Annotated in this window: 28 protein-coding genes; 9 read left to right on the top strand and 19 right to left on the bottom strand. The window is 73.4% G+C overall.

The window, feature by feature from the left end; translation table 11 throughout:
* Positions 1–21: 21 nt before the first annotated feature.
* Positions 22–927, top strand: coding sequence for a GNAT family N-acetyltransferase (locus BFV98_RS21865; protein WP_071097633.1), 906 nt, complete (start codon positions 22–24; stop codon positions 925–927).
* On the opposite strand, the gene BFV98_RS21860 is transcribed toward BFV98_RS21865, so the two are convergent.
* Positions 920–1,438, bottom strand: a complete 519-nt coding sequence (locus BFV98_RS21860; RefSeq protein WP_071097631.1) for an O-acetyl-ADP-ribose deacetylase — start codon at positions 1,436–1,438, stop codon at positions 920–922. The genes BFV98_RS21865 and BFV98_RS21860 overlap by 8 nt on opposite strands.
* Before the next feature lies 1 nt (position 1,439).
* Positions 1,440–2,231: an EI24 domain-containing protein gene (locus BFV98_RS21855; RefSeq protein WP_013475126.1), complete on the bottom strand. Its 792-nt coding sequence runs from the start codon at positions 2,229–2,231 to the stop codon at positions 1,440–1,442.
* A gap of 40 nt (positions 2,232–2,271) precedes the next feature.
* Between BFV98_RS21855 and BFV98_RS21850 the strand changes: the two genes are divergently transcribed.
* A complete protein-coding gene (locus BFV98_RS21850) occupies positions 2,272–3,264 on the top strand; it encodes a YafY family protein (protein WP_071097629.1) in 993 nt (330 codons plus the stop codon).
* Here BFV98_RS21850 and BFV98_RS21845 read toward each other — a convergent pair.
* Entirely contained in the window at positions 3,255–4,169 is a 915-nt protein-coding gene (locus BFV98_RS21845) for an SDR family oxidoreductase (protein WP_071097627.1), read from the bottom strand. The genes BFV98_RS21850 and BFV98_RS21845 overlap by 10 nt on opposite strands.
* Before the next feature lie 76 nt (positions 4,170–4,245).
* Here BFV98_RS21845 and BFV98_RS21840 point away from each other — a divergent pair, with 76 nt between their 5' ends.
* A complete protein-coding gene (locus BFV98_RS21840; protein ID WP_071097625.1) occupies positions 4,246–4,917 on the top strand; it encodes a DNA polymerase beta superfamily protein in 672 nt (223 codons plus the stop codon).
* A 4-nt stretch (positions 4,918–4,921) separates the two neighbouring features.
* On the opposite strand, the gene BFV98_RS21835 is transcribed toward BFV98_RS21840, so the two are convergent.
* Positions 4,922–5,371 (bottom strand): VOC family protein, encoded by a 450-nt coding sequence (locus BFV98_RS21835; RefSeq protein WP_013288799.1) that lies wholly within the window; start codon positions 5,369–5,371, stop codon positions 4,922–4,924.
* 46 nt (positions 5,372–5,417) lie between these two features.
* Between BFV98_RS21835 and BFV98_RS21830 the strand changes: the two genes are divergently transcribed.
* Positions 5,418–6,014 carry an ABATE domain-containing protein gene (locus tag BFV98_RS21830; RefSeq protein WP_071097624.1) on the top strand — a complete coding sequence of 199 codons (597 nt, stop codon included), beginning with the start codon at positions 5,418–5,420 and terminating at the stop codon, positions 6,012–6,014.
* Position 6,015: 1 nt separating this feature from the next.
* Here the strand turns inward: BFV98_RS21830 and BFV98_RS21825 are convergent, their stop codons facing one another.
* The 5 genes from BFV98_RS21825 to BFV98_RS21805 all read right to left on the bottom strand — a co-directional run bounded on the left by BFV98_RS21825 (position 6,016) and on the right by BFV98_RS21805 (position 9,461).
* The gene (locus BFV98_RS21825; RefSeq protein WP_013288801.1) at positions 6,016–6,753 is read right to left on the bottom strand and encodes an alanyl-tRNA editing protein; all 738 of its coding nucleotides are present in this window, start codon (positions 6,751–6,753) and stop codon (positions 6,016–6,018) included.
* A gap of 11 nt (positions 6,754–6,764) precedes the next feature.
* Positions 6,765–7,652, bottom strand: coding sequence for an alpha/beta fold hydrolase (locus BFV98_RS21820; RefSeq protein WP_013288802.1), 888 nt, complete (start codon positions 7,650–7,652; stop codon positions 6,765–6,767).
* The gene (locus tag BFV98_RS21815) at positions 7,649–7,963 is read right to left on the bottom strand and encodes a DUF2516 family protein (RefSeq protein ID WP_013288803.1); all 315 of its coding nucleotides are present in this window, start codon (positions 7,961–7,963) and stop codon (positions 7,649–7,651) included. Before BFV98_RS21815 ends, BFV98_RS21820 begins: the two co-directional genes overlap by 4 nt.
* Before the next feature lie 71 nt (positions 7,964–8,034).
* The gene (locus BFV98_RS21810; RefSeq protein ID WP_013288804.1) at positions 8,035–8,814 is read right to left on the bottom strand and encodes a hypothetical protein; all 780 of its coding nucleotides are present in this window, start codon (positions 8,812–8,814) and stop codon (positions 8,035–8,037) included.
* Positions 8,811–9,461: a helix-turn-helix domain-containing protein gene (locus BFV98_RS21805; protein WP_071097621.1), complete on the bottom strand. Its 651-nt coding sequence runs from the start codon at positions 9,459–9,461 to the stop codon at positions 8,811–8,813. The genes BFV98_RS21810 and BFV98_RS21805 overlap by 4 nt, the downstream gene beginning before the upstream one ends.
* 113 nt (positions 9,462–9,574) lie before the next feature.
* Between BFV98_RS21805 and BFV98_RS21800 the strand changes: the two genes are divergently transcribed.
* Positions 9,575–10,372 carry an alpha/beta fold hydrolase gene (locus BFV98_RS21800; protein WP_225319748.1) on the top strand — a complete coding sequence of 266 codons (798 nt, stop codon included), beginning with the start codon at positions 9,575–9,577 and terminating at the stop codon, positions 10,370–10,372.
* 121 nt (positions 10,373–10,493) lie between these two features.
* On the opposite strand, the gene BFV98_RS21795 is transcribed toward BFV98_RS21800, so the two are convergent.
* From BFV98_RS21795 to BFV98_RS21780, 4 genes are all read right to left on the bottom strand, one after another.
* The gene (locus BFV98_RS21795; RefSeq protein ID WP_013288807.1) at positions 10,494–11,453 is read right to left on the bottom strand and encodes an asparaginase; all 960 of its coding nucleotides are present in this window, start codon (positions 11,451–11,453) and stop codon (positions 10,494–10,496) included.
* Positions 11,454–11,547: 94 nt separating this feature from the next.
* On the bottom strand, positions 11,548–12,390 hold the full coding sequence (locus BFV98_RS21790) for a 3-keto-5-aminohexanoate cleavage protein (protein WP_013475115.1): 843 nt from the start codon (positions 12,388–12,390) through the stop codon (positions 11,548–11,550).
* Positions 12,391–12,502: 112 nt separating this feature from the next.
* Complete coding sequence (locus BFV98_RS21785) at positions 12,503–13,612, bottom strand: folate-binding protein YgfZ (RefSeq protein ID WP_071097619.1); 1,110 nt, start codon at positions 13,610–13,612, stop codon at positions 12,503–12,505.
* A complete protein-coding gene (locus tag BFV98_RS21780; RefSeq protein WP_082171454.1) occupies positions 13,609–14,016 on the bottom strand; it encodes a Fur family transcriptional regulator in 408 nt (135 codons plus the stop codon). The genes BFV98_RS21785 and BFV98_RS21780 overlap by 4 nt, the downstream gene beginning before the upstream one ends.
* Before the next feature lie 92 nt (positions 14,017–14,108).
* Between BFV98_RS21780 and BFV98_RS21775 the strand changes: the two genes are divergently transcribed.
* A complete protein-coding gene (locus tag BFV98_RS21775; protein WP_071097617.1) occupies positions 14,109–14,966 on the top strand; it encodes an aminotransferase class IV in 858 nt (285 codons plus the stop codon).
* 73 nt (positions 14,967–15,039) lie between these two features.
* On the opposite strand, the gene BFV98_RS21770 is transcribed toward BFV98_RS21775, so the two are convergent.
* Complete coding sequence (locus BFV98_RS21770; protein WP_013475111.1) at positions 15,040–15,630, bottom strand: FABP family protein; 591 nt, start codon at positions 15,628–15,630, stop codon at positions 15,040–15,042.
* 55 nt (positions 15,631–15,685) lie between these two features.
* Positions 15,686–15,790 (bottom strand): small membrane protein MtfM, encoded by a 105-nt coding sequence (gene mtfM / locus BFV98_RS33010; protein WP_013475110.1) that lies wholly within the window; start codon positions 15,788–15,790, stop codon positions 15,686–15,688.
* A 23-nt stretch (positions 15,791–15,813) separates the two neighbouring features.
* On the opposite strand from mtfM, the gene BFV98_RS21765 reads away from it, so the two are divergent.
* From BFV98_RS21765 to BFV98_RS21755, 3 genes are all read left to right on the top strand, one after another.
* Entirely contained in the window at positions 15,814–16,176 is a 363-nt protein-coding gene (locus tag BFV98_RS21765) for a DsrE family protein (RefSeq protein ID WP_013288814.1), read from the top strand.
* A gap of 73 nt (positions 16,177–16,249) precedes the next feature.
* Positions 16,250–16,639, top strand: a complete 390-nt coding sequence (locus tag BFV98_RS21760) for an SCP2 sterol-binding domain-containing protein (RefSeq protein WP_013288815.1) — start codon at positions 16,250–16,252, stop codon at positions 16,637–16,639.
* Positions 16,636–18,714 (top strand): glycogen debranching N-terminal domain-containing protein, encoded by a 2,079-nt coding sequence (locus tag BFV98_RS21755; RefSeq protein WP_013288816.1) that lies wholly within the window; start codon positions 16,636–16,638, stop codon positions 18,712–18,714. The genes BFV98_RS21760 and BFV98_RS21755 overlap by 4 nt, the downstream gene beginning before the upstream one ends.
* A gap of 2 nt (positions 18,715–18,716) precedes the next feature.
* On the opposite strand, the gene BFV98_RS21750 is transcribed toward BFV98_RS21755, so the two are convergent.
* The 4 genes from BFV98_RS21750 to BFV98_RS21735 form a co-directional block, all read right to left on the bottom strand.
* On the bottom strand, positions 18,717–19,568 hold the full coding sequence (locus BFV98_RS21750; RefSeq protein WP_013288817.1) for a hypothetical protein: 852 nt from the start codon (positions 19,566–19,568) through the stop codon (positions 18,717–18,719).
* A gap of 54 nt (positions 19,569–19,622) precedes the next feature.
* Positions 19,623–20,675, bottom strand: a complete 1,053-nt coding sequence (locus tag BFV98_RS21745) for a hypothetical protein (RefSeq protein WP_013288818.1) — start codon at positions 20,673–20,675, stop codon at positions 19,623–19,625.
* Between the two features lie 129 nt (positions 20,676–20,804).
* The gene (locus BFV98_RS21740; protein ID WP_013288819.1) at positions 20,805–21,143 is read right to left on the bottom strand and encodes a DUF1416 domain-containing protein; all 339 of its coding nucleotides are present in this window, start codon (positions 21,141–21,143) and stop codon (positions 20,805–20,807) included.
* Positions 21,143–21,991, bottom strand: a complete 849-nt coding sequence (locus tag BFV98_RS21735) for a sulfurtransferase (RefSeq protein WP_013288820.1) — start codon at positions 21,989–21,991, stop codon at positions 21,143–21,145. The genes BFV98_RS21740 and BFV98_RS21735 overlap by 1 nt, the downstream gene beginning before the upstream one ends.
* Positions 21,992–22,126: the final 135 nt, after the last annotated feature.

Here is a 22,126-nt window from a genome sequence, read left to right as displayed (position 1 = left end):
GGCGGGGCTAGGGTCCGCCGGATGAGTGGAGCCCTGATCCGTCCCGCCCGTGCCGAGGACGCGCCCGCCGTGGTGGCGTTGCGCGCGCTCGTCTACCCGTACCTGGTGCGGGGCGTCGAGTCGACCCGCCGCATGATCGCCGAACCACCGCCCGGCGAGGACTGGGCGGCCTGGGTCGCCGAGGCGGACGGGCAGGTCGTGGGCTGGGTGTCGGCGTACCGCAACACGCAGACGTCGACGCCCGGCGTGGGCGAGATCGCCACGCTGCACGTGCACCCGGAGCATCGCCGCCGGGGCACCGGCACCGCGTTGTTCGACACCGCGCTCGGTCACCTGCGGACGCTCGGGTCCACCCGGGTGCTGACCCATGCGCGTACCGAGTCGCTGCCGTTCGCGCAGCGGCACGGCTTCACACCCAGCCGGGAGCTGCGCTACTCGGCGCTGGACCTGAGCACCGCCCCGCCGATGCCGCAGGCGCCGCCGGGCGTACGGCTGGTGTCCGCCGCCGGGCTCGACCCCCGCCTGGTGCACCGAGTGGACGCCGAGTCGTCCCGGGACGAGCCGGGGGACGTGCCGACGGACTCGCTCGACTTCGACCTGTGGCGGCACGAGTGCTGGGACAACCCGGGGCTGGACCGGGAGGCGAGCATGCTCGCCGAGGTGGACGGCGAATTGGTCGCACTCAGCCTGGTGAAGCGGGACGGCGACCGGATGTGGTCGGACTTCACCGGCACGCTGCCCGCGTACCGGGGGCGCGGGCTGGCCCGGCTGGCCAAGCAGGCCGCGCTGCACGCCGCCGCGGCGCGCGGGGTACGCACCGCGTACACCTCGAACGACGAGGCGAACGCGCCGATGCTGGCGGTGAACGAGCGGCTCGGCTACCGGCCGGTGGACAGCCAGTGGTCGTGCCGGCGCAAACTCACCTGAGCCCGGCGGCCACCCGCACCGCTGTGGCGTACGTGTCGGCGCCGAACAGCACCAGCCGTGCCTCGGCGACGTGCTCCGGGGTGGTCGCGTGCAGCACGCTGAGCGCCTGTGCCACCGCGTCCTCGACCGGCCAGCCGTAGATCCCGGCGGAGATCAGCGGGAACGCGATCCGGGTCGCGCCCAGCCCGTCGGCGACGCGCAGGCTGTTGGCGTAGCAGTCGCGCAGCAGCGCGGACCGGTCCTCGCGCGGCGAGAAGACCGGGCCGGCAGTGTGCACCACCCAGCGGGCGGGCAGGTTGCCGGCGGTGGTGGCGACCGCCTGGCCGGTGGGCAGCCCGCGCCCGTAGCGGGAGGCGCGCAACGCCCGGCACTCCTCCAGGATCGCCGGCCCGCCGCGCCGGTGGATCGCGCCGTCCACTCCCCCGCCGCCGAGCAGCGACGAGTTGGCGGCGTTGACTATCGCGTCGACCTGCTGGGCGGTGATGTCCCCCTCGATCAGGACGGTGTCCATCTCAGCTCTCCTCGACTGCCTGGCCCAGCGAGCGGCGGGCCAGCAGCGCGGCCCCGGCGACGGCGGCCGGCATGACGAGCACCGCGCCGAGCGGGATCAGGAAGCACAGGAAGACCGCCACCCCGAAACCGAGCGCTGTCGGCCGGTCGGCCCGCAGCCGCGCCCGCCGGTCCGGCAGCCGCATCCCCCGCCGGTAGAACGGCGCGCCCACCAGCTCCAGCGCCAGGAACCAGCCACCCACCAGGGCGCCGACCACCGGGACCACCGTCTGTCCCACCACCGGGATGAAACCGGCCGCGAACAGGGGTACGCCGATCAGCGCGGACAGCGCCACCAGGCGCAGCGAGTCGGCGAGGCTGCGTCGCAGCGAGGACCAGAACGGCACGTCCACCGCACCGGGGGTGCCGCCGAGGCGGTCCTCGACCCGCTCGGAGATCGCCTCGTAGAAAGGGTCGCCGATGACGAGCGTGACGGCGGTGAACGTGAGCACCCCGACCAGCCCGGCGACCCCGACCACCGCCAGCCCGGCGGCGACCCGCAGCAGCCCGCGCCAGGGCGACGACCAGTCGTCGGCGAACGGGGTGAGCCAGCCCGCCAGGTCGTCGACGAAGTAGAGCAGCGTGGCGAACAGGGCCACGTAGAGCGCGCCGGTGATCAGCGCCGGGATCACGCCGAGCAGCATCAGCTTCGGGCTGCGGACGTACATGCCGAAGCCGCGCAGCAGCAGCCCGGCGCCGCCGAGGAAGCGGGTGGCCGCGCCGGTGACGGGCGCGATCGTACGGGAGGCGTTCACGACGGCACAGCCTAATCTGCCGGTGCACCACAATGGGCCTGTGCGTGCGTCCCGGCTGATCTCGCTTGTGCTGCTGCTCCAGTCCCGGGAGACGATGACCGCCGCCGAGCTGGCCCGCGAGCTGGAGGTGTCCGAGCGGACCGTCTACCGGGACGTGCTGGCGCTCTCCGCCGCCGGTGTCCCGGTGTACGCGGACCGGGGCCGGGCCGGCGGCTACCGGCTGCTCGGCGGCTACCGGACCCGGCTGACCGGGTTGAGCCGGGACGAGGCCGAGGCGCTGTTCCTGGCCGGGCTGCCCGGACCGGCCGGGGACATGGGACTGGCCGACTCGGTGGCCGCCGCCGAGCTGAAGGTGCTCGCCGCGTTGCCGCCGAGCCTGCGGGACGCGCCCGCGCGTACCGGGCAGCGGTTCCACCTGGACGTGCCGGGCTGGTTCCGGGAGACCACGCCGCCGCCGGCCCTCGCCGAGCTGGCCCGGGCGGTCTGGCGGGACCTGATGGTGGAGCTGCGCTACCGGCGCGGGGACCGGGAGGTGGCCCGCACGCTGGCTCCGTACGGGCTGGTGCTGAAGAACGGGGTCTGGTACCTGGTCGGCCGGGTCGGTGACGGCTGGCGGACGTACCGGGTGGACCGGGTGGTGGCGGTCGAGGTGGGCGCCGACGGGTTCGACCGGGACGAGGACTTCGACCTCGGGGCGTACTGGCGGGAGCAGGCCGGCGCGTTCCTGCGCGAGCTGCTGCGGGAGCGGGTGACGGTGCGGCTCGGCCCGGCCGGGTTGCGGGCGCTGCGGCACCTGGTGGACGCGCCGTTCGTCTACACCGAGGCGGTGGACGCGGCCGGGCCGCCGGACGAGCAGGGGCGGCTGGTGCTGCGGCTGCCTGTCGAGTCGGTCGACGTCGCGTACGGCCAGTTGCTGGCGCTCGGCCCGGAGGTGGAGGTGCTGGCGCCGCCGCAGCTGCGGGCGCGCTTCGCCGAGGCGGCCCGCCGCGCGGCGGCGCTCTACACCGATCCGCCGTCCGACGGTCAGCGGTAGCCGTCCGGGTCGGCCGGCTTACCAGGCTTGACCACCTCCTCGTAGTAGCGGGCCCAGTGCGGGCGGCTGCCGTCGACGTCGGTGAAGCCGTACACCTGGGACAGGCCGCCGCTGTCCAGCGACTGCCCGTTCCAGCGGGCCCGGTCCGGGTCGGCGGCCAGTGCGGCCACCGCGCGCCCGACGAACGCCGGCGTCTCCGACATGACGAAGTGCGGTTCGGTCTTCGCGGCGTCGCGCCAGTTCGCCTCGGTGACGCCGTAGTGTTCGAGCATCGCCTCCGAGCGCAGCCAGCCGGGTGTGAGCGCGACGGCGGTGCAGCCGTGCGGGGCCAGCTCGTGCGCCTGGCTGAAGCCGAGCCGGTTCACCGACACCTTCGCCAGGTCGTAGAAGACCGACAGGCGGTACTCGCTGTCGTTGTGCTCCTTGGTGCCGTCGCCGACCTCGACGACCAGGCCGCCCGGGTTGCGGATCAGCAGCGGCAGCGCGAAGTGGCTGGTGATGATGTGCGTGTCGACAGCCAGCCGCAGCGTGCGGAACCCGGCGTCGAGCGGCTGCTCCCAGACCGGCTTCTCCCAGGTGATCAGCGGGTCCGCGCCCCAGACGTCGTTCACGAGCACGTCCAGGCGGCCCTGCTCGGCGTCGATCCGCTCGACCAGGCCGCGTACCTGCTCGGGGTCCAGGTGGTCGACTGCGACGGCGATCCCGGTGCCCCCGGCGGCGGTGACCAGCTCGGCGGTCTCCTCGATGGTCTCCGGCCGGTCCATCTCGGAGCGGCGCTCGCGGGTGGTGCGGCCGGTGGCGTAGACGGTGGCCCCGGCGGCGCCGAGCTGCACGGCGATCTGCCGCCCGGCACCCCGGGTCGCGCCCGCGACGAGCGCGACAGTTCCGGTCAGTGGTGAGTTCATGGGATAACCGTGCAACAGATACCTGACAGCGGAAGTCCGGTTTCCCGGACGATCCGGATGGGCGATCATCACCGGTATGCACCTGCTGCTGTCCGGGATCGTCGGCTCGGTCGCGTACGGGCTGGCCGGTCCCGGCTCGGACACCGACCGGATCGGCGTGTTCGCCGCGCCCACAGTCGCGTTCCACGGTCTACGCCCGCCCCGCGAGTCGGTGGTCACCACCGACCCGGACGTCACGCTGCACGAGGCGCGCAAGTACGCGCTGCTGGCGCTGAGCGGCAACCCGACCGCCACCGAGCTGATGTGGCTGCCCGAGGACTGCTACGAGACCCGCACCGGGTTCGGCGAGGAGCTGATCGCGATCCGGTCGGCGTTCCTGAGCGCGCCGCGCGTCCGCGACGCCTACCTCGGGTACGCCTCGCAGCAGTTCCGCAAGCTCGCCACCGCCCCGGCGGACAGCGGCGGGCGGCGGCGCTCGGCGAAGCACGCCCGGCACCTGGCCCGGCTGCTGCACCAGGGCCGGACGCTGTACACGACAGGCGTGCTGGAGATCCGCCTCGCCGACCCGGAGTGGTTCCGCGCGTTCGGCGAACGGGTCGCCGGTGGCGCGCTGGGCGAGGCGCAGGCCCTGGTGGCTGCAGCCGAGGCGGAGTTCGACCGGACCCGCTCGCCGCTGCCGGAGCGCCCGGACGAGGAGACAGTGGAACGCTGGCTGCTCGCCGTCCGGGCGGCGTACCTGCCGCACTGAGCGGTCACTGCACGTCGAACTCGTTGCCCTCCGGGTCGGCCATCGTGGTGTGCTCGCTGCCCCGGTCGGCGACCTCGGCCAGCACCGTCGCGCCGAGCGCGGTCAGCCGCTTCACCTCGGCCGCCCGCCCCTCCGGCCCGACGTGCAGGTCGACGTGGAGGCGGTTCTTCACCCGCTTGGGTTCGGGGACGGCCTGGAACAGGAACCGCCGGCCCAGCCCGGTGCCGCTGGCCGGGTCGACCGGGTCGTCCGGGTGGCGTACCGCCGCCAGCTCGCGCCACGCCTTGCGGCCGTCCACCTCGACGTACGCCTCCGGCGGCACCGCACCGGCGGCGGCCAGCCGCTCGATCAGCACGCTGTTGTCCTCGACCTGGTAGCCGAGCGCCTCGGCCCAGAAGCGGGCCAGCCCGATCGGGTCGGCACAGTCGATGACGAGTTTCCAGTCCCGGGCCATGTGTCCTCCGTGGTCAGCTGGTGTAACCAGTTATAGTGGTTACGTGATGGACGGCGCAAGCGGACTCACCCTGATCAGTCCCGAAGGCACTCGATACCGCTTCGACCCGGGCGCGCTCTGCCTGGAGCTGCTGACCACCGGCGGTCCGGGCGGGTTCGCCCGCTACGAGGTGCTGCACCGGCCGGACGACCTCGCGGGCTGGCTGGCCGTGTCCCGCCTGCGCCTGGACCCCGCCACCGTCACCGTCGACGCGGACGACCTGGCCGCCGCCCGTCGGCTGCGCGACGCGCTCTGGCGAGTGACGCAGGCGCGTACCCGCGACGAGACCCCGCCCGCCGCGGACCTGGCCGTGGTGAACGACGCGGCGGCCGGGCTGCCGCTGAGCCCGCAGGCCGGTCCCGACGGCAGCCGGTCCTGGCGTACGCCGTTGACCGGCGCGCAAGTGGTCGCGACATTCGCCCGGGACGCGGTCGACCTGCTCACCGGCCCTTACGCGGCCCGGATCCGGGAGTGCGGCGCGCACGACTGCCAACTGGTCTTCGTGGACACCTCCCGGCCGGGGCAGCGCCGCTGGTGTGCGATGGAACGCTGCGGCAACCGGCAGAAGGCGCGCGCCCTCCGGTCCCGGCGCGCGCCCGGGTGACTCAGTCCGCCAGGCGCACGCGTACCCGGCGGTTGGCCCGTCCCTTGCTCTCCACCTTGACCACCTGGACCTTGCCGATCTGGGCGGTGGAGGCCACGTGCGTGCCGCCGTCGGCCTGCACGTCCAGCCCGACGATGTCGACGATCCGCACCTCCTGCTCCTCCGGCGGGATCAGGTTCGACTGGGTACGGATGATGTCCGGCAGGGCCAGCGCCTCGGCGCGCGGCAGCACCCGCACCGCCACCGACCGGTCGGCGGCCACCTCGGCGTTCACCAGCTCCTCGATGCGGGCCTTGAAGTCCGGCGGCACCTCGGGGAGGTTGAAGTCCATCCGCGCCTCGCCCGGCTCCATGTTGCCGCCCGTGACGAGCGCGCCGAAGTCGCGGAACACCACGCCGCAGAGCACGTGCAGCCCGGAGTGGGTACGCATCAGCATGGTCCGACGCGTGTCCTCGACCGCGCCGGCGACCTCGGTGCCGACCGGCGGCACCGGGTCACCCTCGGCCGGGATCAGCCAGAGGTCGTCGCCCTTGCGGGTGCCGACGATCCGGGTCTGTACGCCCTGCCAGAGAAGCACCCCGTGATCCGGCGGCTGCCCGCCGCCGCCCGGGTAGAACGCGGACCGGTCCAGCACGATGCCCTGCTCGGGATCGGCCGCCAGCACCCGGCAGGTCCACTCGCGCAGGGTCGGGTCGGCGAGGTCGAGCCGGTGCGTACGGCCGTGGTGTGTGACGCCCATGGACGGCGACGTTACCCGTTCAGGAACTCCGAGACGCGCTCCCGCAGGTCGGCGCGCTCGGTCCAGAGCACGCCGGGCCGGTCGTACACGTGCAGTGTGGCGTTCGGGAGCGCGGCGGCGAGCCGTTCGGCGACGGCGACCGGGTGCAGGTCGTCCTCGGCGGCGGCGATGACCAGCGCCGGCGCGGTGACCGCGGCGAGCGACCCGGCGTCGTCGAGCGGGGCCTGGGCGGGCAGGTCGGCCAGCCCCGGCGCGAGCCCGTCGCGCAGCAGCTGGTCGAGCCGCTGCCGCAGGTACGCCCAGCCGGCCGGGGTGTTGCGCACCGACGGCGGCAGCTCCAGCGACACCGCGTCGGCCAGTGCCGACGCGTCGCCCTCGGCCACCGCGTCGAGCAGGCCGGTGAGCCGGGCGCGTGCCACCTCGCCGCGCGGCGTGTCCAGCACGGCGGGCAGGAAGAAGACGAGTCTCTCGAAGCGTTCCGGGCTCTCGGCGAGCAGCCGGCAGAGCGCGCCCGCGCCGAGGCTGGCGCCGAACGCCCGGGTCGCGCCGCCCAGGTCGGCGACGGCCCGCAGGTCACGGGCGAGGTCCAGGTAGCTCCACGGCCCGGGCGGCGAGTCGGAGCGGCCGTGCCCGCGGAACTGGAAGAAGATGCGCCGCCCGGTGACGCCGCTGCCGAACGGGCGGGTGGTGGCGATGCCGCTGCCCAGCCCGTGCGCGAACACGGTGACCGGGTCACCGGTGCCGGTGACCAGCCGTTCCAGGCTCACCCCGTGCGGGGTGGCGACCAGTTCCGTCTCCGGCTCGGGCAGCGCGGGGCGCCCGGTCCGGGGCGCGCCGGGGCCGGGCCCCCAGGTGCGGGGACCGCCGTCCGGCGGCGGAGGCCAGCGGAAACCTCTCACCAGGACCCTCGGCCGTCGTGCAGGTCCCGCAGGCCGGGCCGCACGTCGAGCAGGTAGATGAGACCCGCGGCGATGCCGATCAGTCCGAACAGGCTGATCGGGCCGAAGCCGAGCAGGGTCAGCAGCAGACAGACCGCCAGGATGGCGACCCAGCCGCCCTTGGGCAGCGTGCCGAGCGCGGCGAATCCGTCGCCGCGCTGGGTGACCGCGTGCACCAGCGCCACTCCCTGTACGACCAGGGCGAAGACGAGCAGGATCAGCTGGATCACGTCTTGGACTGCGAACGCGAAGATCGGCGCGGCGATGGCCATGGGGGCAAGCTTATGCCGAGACCCCGGAAACGTCCGACAAGACGTTGTCCGGGGTCCGGTGGAGCATCAGGTCACTCGGCAGCCGGGCGGGTCCGCTTCGTGGCCTTCGGCAGCTTCGCCGACGGGGTGGCCGGCTTGGTCGCCTTGGTGGCGGTCGTCTTGGCGACGGCCTTGGTCGCGGTCGCCTTGGTGGCGCGGGTGCGCTTCACCGCGGCCGGCTTGGCGGCCACCGCCTCGGCCACCTCGGCCGGGCTGGGCACCTCGGTCGTCGCGGCGGCCTTCGGCGCGGTCTCCGGCTTCGGGGTGATCTCGGCCTTCGGGGTCACCTCGGTGCCGGTCGCCTCGGTGGCCTCGATGTCGGCGTTCACCGTGTCGGCGGCCTCCAGCACGCCGGCGCCGACGACGCGCTCACCCCGGGCGACCAGCTCGGCGTACGCGGCCAGCGCGCGCTCCTGCGCGGCGTGCGCCCCGGCCACCACGACGGCGGCGTTGCGGGTGGCGGCCTCGCGGAGCTTGTCCAGGTTGGCGGCCTCGCGCAGCTTCTCCAGGTTCGCCGCCTCGCGCAGCTTCTCCAGGTTGGCGGCCTCGCGGAGCTGGTCGAGGTCGGTGGCGACGGCGCGCTCGCGCAGCCCGGTGGCGGTCTGGTTGGCGGTCTTCAGCGTCTCGGTGGCCTTCTGGCGCAGCTCGAAGCCGGTGACGACGGCCTTGCCGCCGAGGTCGGCGACGACCCGGGTGCCGAGGCCGCTGACCACCGTCGGCAGCTTGCGGAGCTGCTCCAGGGCCAGCTCACCGGCGCCGGCGGCGGCGTAGAGGGGTGCGGGGATGCGGTTGGTCTTCGGCTGGGTGGTCATGACTGCTCCTCTTCGGCCGCACCGGCGGCCTTCCGGGCCGCCCGGCGGGCGGTCGTGTCCTGCGGGGCGGCGGTGGTCGGGGCGGGCGCGGTGGTCGGGGCGGGCGCGGCACCCGCTTCGGTGACGGCTACCGATTCGAGGACCGCCTCGGTCGGCGTGCCCTCCGGCGTGACCGGACCGGTCGCGGCCGCGGCCACCGTCGCCGGGGCCTCCGGCGCGGAGGCCGGCTCGGTCGCGGCCGTCTCCGTCGTGGCGGCCTTCTCGGCCGCCTCCGCCGTCGTGGCCGCCTCGGTCGCCTCGGCCAGGCGGGCGTTCTCGCGCCGGAACGTCTCGTAGATCTGGGTGAGCGACTGCTTCTGGGCCATGGTCAGCTCGGGGTCGACGGCGATCGCCGCGAGCACGCCCTGGCCCTCCTTGTCGTCCAGCAGCCCGGCACGCAGGTACATCGCCGGGGTGGAGACACGAAGTGCGCTGGCGAGCTGCTGGAGCACCTCGGCACTCGGCTTGCGCAGCCCACGCTCGATCTGGCTCAGGTAGGGATTGCTGACGCCCGCCTGCTCGGCGAGCTGGCGCAGTGAGATCTTCGCGTTGCGCCGCAGGTCGCGAATGAACCCGCCGACATCGGGAAGGTCCTTGCTGGTGGCCATGACTCAACGCTAGCTCGGTCCGCTAACTCCTGCAAGCAAAACGCTAGCCAGAGTTAGCAGGGTCACCGAAGGTGGGTTGCGGAGGCCATGTCCGGTCCGTACCGTTCTCCCCCGTGACCAAGATCGATATCAACGGCGCCCAGCTCGCGTACGACGAGAGCGGCACCGGAACCGCCGTGGTGCTGCTGCACGCCGGCATCGCCGACCGGCGGATGTGGCGCGGGCAGGTCCCGGCGCTCGCGCAGCGCCACCGGGTGATCGCGCTGGACCTGCGCGGCTACGGCGAGTCGGAGCTGCCGACCACGCCGTTCGCCCACCACGACGACGTGGTCGGGCTGCTCGACGCGCTGGGCGTCGAGCGGGCCGCGCTCGTCGGCTGCTCGTTCGGCGGCCGGGTCGCGGTGGACACCGCGCTCGCCCACCCGGAGCGGGTCTCGGCGCTGGCGCTCTTCGGCGCTCCGGTCTCCGGCAACGAGTGGTCCGAGGAGACCGAGCAGCTCTGGGAGGAGCTGGTCGGCGACGTGGACCCGGAGGACTTCGCCGCCACCGCCGCCGGCGAGGTGCGTTTCTGGGTGGTCGGCCCGACCCGCCGCCCGGAGGACGTCGACCCGGAGCTGATCCGGTTCGCCGAGGAGATGGACCGCCGGGCACTCGCCGCCGAGCAGGCGCTGAGCGCGATCGAGGTGGGCGAGCTGGACCCGCCGGCGATCGACCGGCTGGGCGAGCTGCGCGTACCGGTACTGGTCGGCACCGGCGCGGACGACCTGGCCGACATCCGCCGCCTGGCCGACCGCATCGCCGACGAGGCCCCCCACGGCGTGCGCATGCCGGACGTGACGAACGCGGCCCACCTGCTCCCCCTGGAGCGCCCCACCGAGACCAACGCCACCCTCCTGCCGTTCCTCCCCTGACCACCCCGACTCCCTCCCTTCGCCGCGTTGATCTTGCACTTGCAGCCCTCGGCACGCCTGGAATGCGCATTTCGCCGGGGCAGCAAGTGCAAGATCGCCGGGGGTAGAGGGCGGGGAAGGGTTACCAGGTGGGGCGGATGGCTCCTACCGGGAGGCCGCCGCCCAGCAGGGGCGGTTCGGCGTACTCGGTGAGGATGGGGGCGCGCACGTCCAGGCGTGCCAGGGCCGACACCAGGACGGGTGTGCGGGCCCTCGCGGCGCCGTCGTCGATCTTCAGAGCGACGGCGCCGACCTCCGGGATCGCCGCCGCGATCACACCCTCCGCGCCGATCTTGGCGAGCAGGCCGGGTACGCCGCGCATCAGCCGCGTGTCCTCCGCCTGGGTGCCGCCGACAAGTTCCGGGTACGCCCGCATCGCGTCCGCCACCGTCCGCTCGACGGTGCCCGGCTCGGCCTCGACCAGCCGCAGGAACGCCCGCGCCAGCCCGGTCAGCGAGACGGCCAGCACCGGTGCGCCGCAGCCGTCCACCCCGACCGCCGCCGCCCGCTCGCCGGTGAACTCCTCGATCGTGGCGGTCAGGCACTGCTGGAGCGGGTGCTCGGGCCGCCAGTAGCCGTCCAGCGGCCAGCCCGCGGCCAGGCAGGTGCGCACCATGCCGGCGTGCTTGCCGGAACAGTTCATCAGCACCCGGGCCGGGCCGCCGCCGGCCCGCAGCACCGCCTCCCGGGCGGCCTCGCCGAACGGCAGGTCCGGCGGGCAGTGCAACGCGTCCTCGGTCAGGCCGGCGTCGCGCAGCAGCGCTGTCACCCGCTCGACGTGGAACTCCTCGCCCGCGTGGCTGGCCGCGACGAGCGCGATGTCGGCCGGGTCGGTGAGCGGCAGGCCGGCCCGGAGCATGCCGATCGCCTGCATCGGCTTGCTCGACGAGCGGGGGAAGATCGGCGAGGTGACGTCACCGGCCCCGGCGACCGGCTCACCGGCGGCGTCGAGCACCACCACGGAACCCCGGTGGACGCCCTCCACGAAGCCGGACCGGACCACCTCGGCGAGCGGCACGCCGCCCTCGTACGTTTTTCCCACGGTATGGACCGTACCGAGGGGACGGACCCGGTCGGCGGCGGGGTGACCTGCGACGTCGACCGGGGCGGTACGGGGTCGCAGCGGGGTGCGCCGCTTACCGGACGGTAGCCGGGACGCCGAGCAGCGTACGGGCCTCGGCGGTGGTCAGCGGGGGCCGCTGGGCGAGCTGGGCGAAGCCCACCGCCCGCGCGACGAGCTGCATGTTGGACTCCACCGGGCGGCCCTTGGCGTACGTGACCGTGTCCTCCATGCCGACCCGCAGGTGACCACCGGCCGACAGCGAGGCCAGCATCACCGGGATGGTGCTGCGCCCGATGCCGGTGGCCGCGAACGTGGTGCCCTCGGGCAGGTCGCGCAGCATCTGCTGGGCCGCGACAAGGGTCGCCGTGGTGCCGGGCATGCCACCCGGTACGCCCATCACGAAGTCGACGTGCACGTGCCCGCCGTGCGGCAGGCCGTACTTGCCGAGCAGCCGCTGCAGGGCGGTGAGGTGGCCCAGGTCGAAGATCTCGTACTCGGGGACGACGCCCCGCTCCTGCATCCGGGTGTGCAGGTCGACGATGAACTCCCACCGGTTGAGGAACACGTCGTCGCCGAAGTTGACGGTACCCATGGTGCAGGAGGCCATGTCGGGTGCGGCGTCGAGCACCGCGAGCCGGGCCGACTCCGGGTCGGTCACCGCGCCGCCGGAGGAGAGCTGCACGATCAGGTCGGTGCTCTCCCGCAGCGCCGCCACCGTGTCGCGCAGCCGCCCCTGGTCGAGCGTGGGCCGTGCGTCGTCGTCGCGGATGTGGACGTGGATCACGGCAGCGCCGAGCGCCTCGCACTCCTTGGCCGTCAGCAGCAGCTCGTCGAGCGTCACCGGCAGCGCCGGCACCTCCGCCTTCGCCGACTCCGCGCCGGTGGGGGCAACCGTGATCAACGTCCCTGTCGTCATGCCCCGGATCCTAGACCGGTGCCCGGCGCCGGGTCGACCGGAGGATTTCCGGTGCAGGCGGCGTTAAGAAGGGACCTTTCCTCTACCGGAGGCGTTAATAGGGGGCCCTTCCTTACACGTCGATGGCGGCGGCGCTCTCGCCCACGAGCAGTCGGGCGTCGTCGGGCGTGTTGCGCTTCAGCACGGCGAGCGCCACCTGACCCAACTCGTAGTGCTGCACGGCGGTGCCCACGAAGCCGACCGTCCGGCCGTCGAGCGTCACCGGCGTACCGGCGACGGGCGGCTGGTCGCTCGCCACGCCGTCCAGGTGCAGCAGGACGAGCCGGCGGGGCGGCTTGCCCAGGTTGTGCACCCGGGCGACCGTCTCCTGCCCCCGGTAGCAGCCCTTGTCCAGGTGCACGGCCGGAGCGATCAGGTCCACCTCGGCCGGGATCGTCCGGTGGTCGGTGTCCACGCCGGCCCGGGCCTGCTTGGCGGCCACCCGGATCGCCTCGTACGCCCACAGCCCGGCCACCGGCACCCCGGCGCCGCGCAGCTCCGCCACCATTTCGTCCATGGCCGCCCGTGGCACGAGCAGGTCGACGCCGAGCGCCACCCGCCGGGCCCAGCCGCCGACCGGCAGCGGCTTGACGTCGTACACCGCTGACGGCCGCGCGGGCAGCTCGCCGGAACGGAACTTCGGACCCGGCACCGCTGCCACGTCGGGAGCGGCCAACCCGGTGACGCCGAGCGTGTCGAGCGCGCCGGGCGCCTCCGGCCCGACGAGCGACAGCAGCGCGTGGTCGGCGGTGGCGTCGCGCGGGTCGACCTTGCTGAAGAACCGCATCTTCTCCAGGTATGCCAGGAGGCCCTCGGTCATCCCCGGCTCGGTGTCGAGCCAGGTGGTCTCGCCGTCGTCGGCGACCATCGCGTGCTGCTCGACGTGCCCGTGCGGGGAGAGCACCAGCAGCTCGGTGCCCTGCCACGGCGCCAGCGCGGCCAGGTGCTGGCTGGTGAGCGTGTGCAGCCAGCCGATCCGCTCCTCGCCGGGCACCGCGACCACGCCCCGGTGCGAGCGGTCGACCAGGCCCACGCCGGTGGCCAGGAGCCGCTGCTCGCGCATCGGGTCGCCGTAGTGGGCGGCCACCGGGCCGACGCCCGCCGCCCGGTGGGCCGGTTCCGGCTGGTCCCGGGTCTGGTCGTCGATGGCGTCGGTGGTCACCGCGCCCGCGATGTCGATCATGTGCGTTCCCCGTTCTGTGCGCAGCGGCCGCAGACCCCGAAGAGCGCGACATGCCCGATGTCGACCTTGAACCCGCGCTGCTCGTCCAGCTGGTCGGCGAGCGGGCGGAGCATCTCCGGGGAGATCTCGTCGATCGCCCCGCACTCCCGGCACACCAGGTGCACGTGCTGGTGCTCACCCGCCGCGTGGTAGGTCGGCGAACCGTGCGACAGGTGCGTGTGCGTCACCAGGCCGAGCCGTTCCAGCAGCTCCAGCGTGCGGTAGATGGTGGTGATGTTGACTCCGGCCGCGACCTCGCGGACCGCTGTGTGCACCTGCTCCGGGGTGGCGTGCCCCAGATCCAGGACGGCCTGGAGCACCAGCTGCCGCTGCGCCGTCAGCCGCAGCCCGCGCGAGCGGAGCATTTCCGCGAGGGAGGATTCGGACACCCTTCGATCATAGTTCGGCCGCCGCGCCGGCCGGTCCGCCGCCGGGGGTACGCCACTACGCTGCGCCAGTGGGTACGACACGGGTGGCGGTGCTCGGCCGGGGGCTCGTACCGGCGGGCGAGCCGGTGCTGCGCGGCGACGACCGGGGCGTCCTGCACGGCGACGGCCTGTTCGAGACGCTGCACCTGCGCGACGGCCGCCCCTGGCTGCTGGAGCCGCACCTGGCCCGGCTGCGGGCCGGCGCGGCGGCGATCGACCTGCCGCTGCCCCCTGATGCCGCGCTCGTCGAGCTGCTGGACGCGGTGTGCGCCGGCTGGCCCGCCCGGACCGAGGGCGCGTTGCGGCTGGTCTGTACGCGGGGACCGGAGGGCGGTGGGCCGCCCACGGTGTACGCGACGCTCGGCGAGGTGCCTGCGTCCGCCCGACTGGCCCGGCGGGACGGGGTGACTGTGGCCACGCTGCCGCTCGGGGTGGCCGCCCGGTCCCGCCCGGAACTGGGGTGGCTGCCGAGCGGCGTGAAGTCCACCTCGTACGCGCTCAGCACCGCCGCCCGGCGGTGGGCGCAGCGGACGGGCGTGGACGACGTGCTCTGGGTCTCGACCGACGGCTACGTGTTGGAGGGGCCCACCGCGAACGTGGTGTGGCTGAGTGGCGGCCGTCTCCTCACGGTGCCGGCGGCACCGACCGGAATCCTGCCCGGCGTGACCGCCGGCCATCTGCTGGAACGCGCCGGAGAGCTGGGCCTGACCGCAGACGAGCACCTGCCCACCGTGGCCGACCTGCACGAGGCCGAGGCGATCTGGCTGACCAGCTCGCTGCGCGGCCCGGCAGAGGTCACGGCCTTGAACGGAATCCCCCGCCCGAGTTCTCCCCTGACCCCCCGCATCCAGACCCTCCTGGACTTCCCCCCACCCCCACCCCGTTGATCATGAAGTTGGCGGCGACAAATCGGGCAAGGATCGCCGCCAACTTCATGATCGCCGGAGCGAGAAGGGAACGTCAGCCGGCCACCCGGGTCAGGCGGGCGGAGAGGTGCGGGCTCAGAGGGTGGCCCACGGCGGCCATCTCCTGCGCGTAGAGCAGGGCGCCCTCGACGATGCCGAACAGCCGGGCACCGGCGGTGACCTCCTTCGCCGTGGCGGTACGCACGACCGCGTCGGTGGCGAACTCGATCTGGGTGCCCTTGCGCTTGCCGATGTGCAGCTCCATCACGCCGGTCGGCGTGGTCATCAGCGCCTCCAGCTCGTCGGTCACCCGCTCACCGTCGAGCACCGGACGCCACCAGCCCACCTCACGGCCGGCGGGACGAACCGGGCGGCTCTGCTCGTCCAGGATCCACGCCCGGGACTCGTAGAACAGGAACGGCCGGCCGTCGTGGCTGATCCGGATCTCCTGCGCGTAGTCGAAGTCCTCGATCGTCGGGAACCCACCCCGGCCCCGGCCGCGCCAGACCCCGATGTACGGCAGCAGGCCGTCCAGGCTCGGGTGCAGCTTCGGGCCGACGCGCAGGTCGTGGCTCTCCTCGTACGGGTACGGGTCGACCGGCGGCGCGTTCAGCCACGGCGGCTGAAGCGGATTCTCACTATTCACAGCGCCACCTTCGTTCGCGACTGCGGGGCTCGCAAAACCGGCTCACTCCTCGCGCTCACCATCTACCTCTAGCGATTCGCACTGCGACATAGACCAGGCCACCGGCGAGCGCGCCCAGGCCGGCGACCAGCAGGCTGACGAACCCGATCTCGGTAACCATCCGGGCCATCCTATGCTGGCGTCATGGCGCGCACTCTCGTCGTCAAGGCCACCGCCGGCGCGGACTCCCCGGAACGCTGCGCCCAGGCGTTCACAGTCGCCTCCACCGCAGCCGCGGCCGGGGTGGACGTGTCGCTCTGGCTCACCGGCGAGTCCACCTGGTTCGCGCTCCCCGGGCGGGCGGAGACGTTCGAGCTGCCGCACTCCGCGCCGCTCGGCGAACTGCTGCACGTGGTCCTGACCACGGGCCGGGTGACCGCCTGCACCCAGTGCGCGGCCCGGCGGGACATCGGCCCGGGCGACGTCATCCCCGGCGTACGCATCGCGGGCGCCGCGGTGTTCGTCGAGGAGGCGATGACCGAGGGCGCGCAGGCGCTCGTCTACTGAGCGACCCGCCCGGGTCGTCCACTCTGACCGGTGAGCCGATCCTGACCCGACATGTCCGGATTACGCCTACCATGTGAACGTGAGTGAGGCGATCCAACAGTTCTTCGCGTCGCTACCGGCGCGCGCCGCGGCGGTGCTGAACAGCCCGATCGGCGGCACGCTCCAGATCGACCTGGCCGACGGCAACCGGACCGAGCACTGGTACGTGACGCTGGCCCCCGGATCGGCCCAGGTGAGCCGGGAGGAGCAACGGCAGGCGGACGGCGTGCTGACCCTCTCCACCGAACTGTTCGAGAAGCTGGTCACCGGCCGCGAGGCCGGCATGGCCGCGGTGCTGCGCAACGAGGCCACGTTCAGCGGGCACGTCGTGCTGTTCCTGGCGTTCCGCCGGTTCCTGCCGACCCGGCCCGACGTACGGGATCCGCGGGACGCCGCCCGCGACCACGTCCGGCGGGTGGCGTGAAGGAGCGGGTCAGCATCCTCGACGGCAACACGTTCCTGGTCAGCGACGATCGCGGCAACATCCAGCCGTCGTACGACTTCCCCACCGGGCTGTTCTCCTTCGACACCCGGTTCCTCTCCACCTGGATCCTCACCCTCGACGGGGAACCCCTGCACGCGCTCTCCATCGACGACTCACTGTCGTACAAGACGCGGTTCTTCCTGGTCCCCGGCGAGCCGACGCACTACCTGGACGCGAAGGTCTCGGTGATCCGCAGCCGCGCGATCGGCGGCAGCATGGACGAGGAACTGACCCTGCTCAACCACTCCGAGCAGGAGATGGAGTTCCGGCTCCGGCTGGAGATCGGCTCCGACTTCGCCGACCTGTTCGAGATCAAGCACAAGCGGGACAAGAAGGGCACCACCACGCCCAGCGTGGAGACGAACGCGCTGCGGCTGACCTACCGCCGGCAGGCGTTCCACCGCGAGACGATGGTGACCAGCAGCGCGCCGGCCGAGGTCGACGAGAGCGGGATGACGTTCCGGATCCGGGTCGGCCCGCACGGCGAGTGGACCACCCGGCTGCACATCGACACAGTCATCTACGGCGCCCGGGGCGAGGACATCCGGGCCATCCTGCCGCTGGGCGGCCAGCGGACGGCGGCCGACATCGAGGCGGAACAGAGCGCCCTGATCAGCCGGGCGCCGAAGCTCGGCTGCGACTGCGAGCCGCTGGCCGGGGCGTACCGGCGCAGCCTCAACGACCTGGCCGCGCTCCGGTACGAGTCGATCACGCTCGGCGTCCGGTTGCTCGCCGCCGGCCTGCCCTGGTTCATGACGCTGTTCGGCCGGGACAGCATCTTCACCTCGCTGCAGGTGCTGCCGTTCCTGCCCGAGATGGTCAAGCCCACGATCGTCATGCTCGCCGGACTCCAGGGCAGCCGGGTCGACGACTTCCGGGACGAGGAGCCCGGCAAGATCCTGCACGAGCTGCGCTACGGCGAGACCGCCGGCTTCGAGGAGCAGCCGCACTCGCCGTACTACGGCGCCGCCGACACCACGGCGCTGTTCGTGATCCTGCTCGACGAGTACGAGCGGTGGACCGGCGACGCCGACCTGGTGCGCAAGCTGGAGCACGAGACGCGGGCGGCGCTGACCTGGCTGGACACGTACGGCGACCTGCTCGGCACCGGTTACGTCTGGTACATGTCGCGGAACCCGGAGACCGGCCTGCCGAACCAGTGCTGGAAGGACTCGCCGGACGCCATCTCCTACGCCGACGGGCGGATGCCCGAGTTCCCCCGGGCCACGTGCGAACTCCAGGGGTACGCGTACGACGCGAAGCTGCGCGGCGCCCGCCTGGCCCGCACGTACTGGAACGACCCGACGTACGCCGACCGGCTGGAACACGAGGCGGCGGCGCTGAAGGAACGGTTCAACCGCGACTTCTGGATCGCGGACCGCGAGTACTACGCGCTGGCGCTCGACCCGCTGGGCCGCCAGGTGGACGCGCTCACCTCCAACATCGGTCACCTGCTGTGGAGCGGCATCGTCGACGAGGCCCGCGCCCCCGCCGTCGCCGCCCATCTGCTCGGCCCACGCCTGTTCTCCGGGTGGGGTGTGCGGACGCTCGCCGACGACCAGGGCCGGTACAACCCGGTCGGCTACCACGTGGGCACGGTGTGGCCGTTCGACAACTCGATCATCGCCTGGGGCCTGTGGCGGTACGGCTTCCGCCAGCAGGCCGGCCGGATCTGCGACGCTCTGCTCAGCGCGTCGCACTACTTCGACGGGCGGCTGCCCGAGGTGTTCGCCGGCTACGAGCGCGGCCTCACCGACTACCCGGTGGAGTACCCCACGGCGTGCAGCCCGCAGGCGTGGTCCGCCGGCACGCCGCTGCTGCTGCTACGGGTGATCCTGGGACTGGAACCGCAGGGCGATCACCTGATCATCGACCCGGCCGTGCCGCCCGGGATGGGCCGGGTGGAACTGCTCGACATCCCGGGCCGCTGGGGCCGGGTGGACGCGCTGGGCCGCAGCCGGGAGCCGCACGAGGAACAGCCGTCGCCACCGGCGCTGACCCTGCCCGGCGGCTGACGTCAGGCCCGGCAGGGCGTGGTGACCGCCACCCGGACCCGCTCACCGGCCCGCAGCGCCAGCACCGCCGGGTCGCCCGGGCGTGCGTACGCGTCGGCCGAGTCCACCACCGGCGCGGCGCCGACGCCGAACGCGGCGGCCAGCGACTGGTCGGCCGGCACTGCGGCCTCGGACCGGGCCGTGCGGGCGGTCCCGCCACCCGGGCAGGGCGCGGTCAGCACCTGGACCGGCCCGGTCGCGCCGCCCCACCGGCCCAGCGCCGACGCCAGCACGGCCGACTCGGCGGCGGCGTCGGCGGACGGAACCCGGTAGCCGGAGCCCGCCGGGCGGCAACCGGTGTCGGCGGTGAGCAGCACCCGGCCCGGGCCACCGGCCCGGCCCTCGACCGCGACGAACTCGCCCGCGTCGGCGCGCAGCAGCGGTTCGCCGTCGAGCGTCGACACGCCGGCCCGCCAGCCCGACGGCAGCCGGTCGGCGATGCCGCGCAGCACCTCGCGTACGTCGTCGCCGCCGATCGCCACCTCGACGCCGCGCTCCAGCGTCGCGCCGTCGTCCATCGGCGTGATCCGGCAGCCGCGCTCCAGCCGGTCCGGCAGGAGCGCCGGTACGCCCGCGGCGCCGACCGCGGCGGTCAGCTCGCCGATCGCCCGGTCCACCACCGGGCCGGCCTGGTCCAGCGACCGCTGCTCCTTCACCGTCGGCGCGTCCGTGCGCACCGACCACCAGGTCAGACTCGCGAGCAGCACGGCCCACACCACGGTGGCGACCGTCAGCCAGCGCAGCCGGCGTCGGCCGCCGGGGCCGGGCCGGCCGGGCGGGGTGGGCGGGGCGTAGCCCGTCTCGACGGCAGTCACCCGGCCATGGTGTCACGGACGGGCGAGACGCCCGGCCGCGCCTCGGCACCTCGCTCAGACCGGCTCCGACCGGCGGGACAGCAGCCACAGCAGGTAGAAGGGGCGCTGTCGCAGCTCGCCGCGACGGTCGGCGTACTGGTCGGCGGCGAGCACGGCGGAGAAGAACCCGCCCGCGCCCAGCATGCCGAGCACCGGCGCCAGATGGGTGCCCTCGACCGCCACCAGCGTCGCCGCGACAGTCGCCACCGCCGCCCCTGCGGCCTGCACGGCCGAGCGCCGGGCCACCCGGGCCACCTCAGCCCGGGCCGCCCGCACCCCCTCCTGGATCTCCGCGTCGAGCTTCACGAGTTGTACCAGCGCGCGGTCCGGGTCGGTGTCGACCTCCAGCATCCGGCCTCGCAGGTACGCCTGGGTCGCGGCGAGCGCGTCGCCCTCCTGGGTCAGGATGGCGCAGTAGTCCCGCAGCGACGTGCCCTCCAGCATCGGCAGTTCGAGCTGGAGCAGCGGGGTGACCAGCCGCGCCTTCACCGGATCCCCGCTCGGCACGTCGACGACCCGATGCCCCTTGACGATCAGGTCGAGCGTGCGGTCCGGGTTGTCGCCCAGCTCGATCCGGCCTGATGTGTCGAACAGCGACGAGGTGGACTGTGCGTCCGGCGCGCGCGACTCCAGGTGGCTGCGGCGGAAGGTCTGCGGGAAGTAGACGAGCTGGCCCAGCTCGAGCAGCGGCGCGCAGTCCCGCAGGTACGCGCCGAGGCGGCCCAGGTCGTCGCACTCGGCGAAGAGCTGGTCGATCCGGATGTCCTCGTACCGGCAGCGCGGCCCGCAGTGGTCCGGGTCCTCGCCGCACCTCTTGCAGATCTCCCGGTTGACCAGATAGCGGTGCTCGCCGCCCGGCTGGGACAGGACCAGCTTGGCCGTGACGAGCGTGGCCCGCTTGGTGAGGAACGACAGATCGGTGTCGAGGCTGGCCACCGAGACGTCGAACGGGCGCCGCCGGCCGGACGCGTCGGTGCGCTGGAGTTCGCGGACGACCTCCTCGCCCCGGTTGCCGTCGATGAAGTCGATCAGATAGCGGCGGGCGTGGGCAGCGGCGTCGTCGAGCACCTGATCCCCCTCCGGCGCGTCCGGGGCGCACCGCCGTCCAGCCTGCCAGCCACGGGCGAGCCGCACAGTCGCCGGAACGGCTCGTGGCCCGCCACCCGGGTGGGCGGCGGGCCACGATCAGAGCGTGGGTCAGGCGGCGACCGAGACGGTCACCTCGTTGATCCCGCGGGCCGCGGACACGGCGGTGTCGCCGTTGCCGTGGCGGGACAGCGCGCGCAGCGTCCAGGAGCCCGGCGCGGCGAAGAACCGGAACTGCCCGGCCGCCGACGTCACCACCTCGGCGGTGAACTCGCCCGTCGAGTCGAGCAGGCGCACGTACGCGCCCGGCACGACCTCACCGGACTCGGCCAGCACGCGGCCGGTGATGACGGTCTCCTTCTCCAGGTCCAGGCTCGCCGGGAGGGGGGCGGACTGGTCCGGCGCGGCGCAGCCGGCGGCAGCCGTCGAGGCGGCGGAGGCGGCGGTCATCAGGCCTCCCCGGGCTCGTCGCCGAGCGCCACCGGCACGCCGACGAGCGAGCCGTACTCGGTCCAGGAACCGTCGTAGTTCTTCACGTTGCGGTGCCCGAGCAGCTCCTGGAGCACGAACCAGCTGTGCGAGGAGCGCTCGCCGATCCGGCAGTACGCGATCGTCTCCTTGCCGTCGTCCAGCCCGGCGTCGGCGTAGATCTTGCGCAGCTCGTCGTCGGACTTGAACGTGCCGTCCTCGTTGGCCGCCTTGGACCACGGGACGCTGATCGCGGTCGGGATGTGGCCGGCCCGCTGCGCCTGCTCCTGCGGCAGGTGGGCGGGGGCGAGCAGCCGGCCGGCGAACTCGTCGGGGCTGCGCACGTCGACCAGGTTCTTGGTGCCGATCGCGGCGACCACCTCGTCGCGGAACGCGCGGATCGAGGTGTCCGGCTCCTGCGCGACGTACTGCGTCTTCGGCCGCTCCACCACGTCGGTGACGAGCGGACGGGCGTCCAGCTCCCACTTCTTGCGGCCGCCGTCGAGCAGCTTCACGTCGCCGTGGCCGTAGAGCTTGAAGTACCAGTACGCGTACGCGGCGAACCAGTTGTTGTTGCCGCCGTACAGGATCACGGTGTCGTCGTTGGCGATGCCCCGGTCGGACAGCAGCGCCTCGAACTGACTCTTGTTGACGAAGTCCCGGCGGACCTGGTCCTGCAGGTCGGTGCGCCAGTCGAGCTTGACGGCGCCGGCGATGTGCCCGGTGTCGTAGGCCGAGGTGTCCTCGTCGACCTCGACGAAGACGACGCCCGGGGCGCCGAGGTTCTTCTCGGCCCACTCGGCCGAGACGAGTGCGGTGTCGCGACTCATCAGATCACTCCCTGGTGAGGATGGTTTGGTGAGCCTGCGCGTGGAGATCGATGTCGATGGTTGTCGCACCACACGCGGACCCTGAGCTAGGAACGGATCACGGGTACGTGCGACGGCGCCGCTGCCGGGCGTTGA

Source organism: Micromonospora sp. WMMB235 (assembly GCF_001855515.1).
Lineage (GTDB): Bacteria > Actinomycetota > Actinomycetes > Mycobacteriales > Micromonosporaceae > Micromonospora > Micromonospora aurantiaca.
The sequence above is the reverse complement of the archived record's forward strand: the minus strand, read 5'-3'. Positions and strand labels throughout refer to the sequence as shown.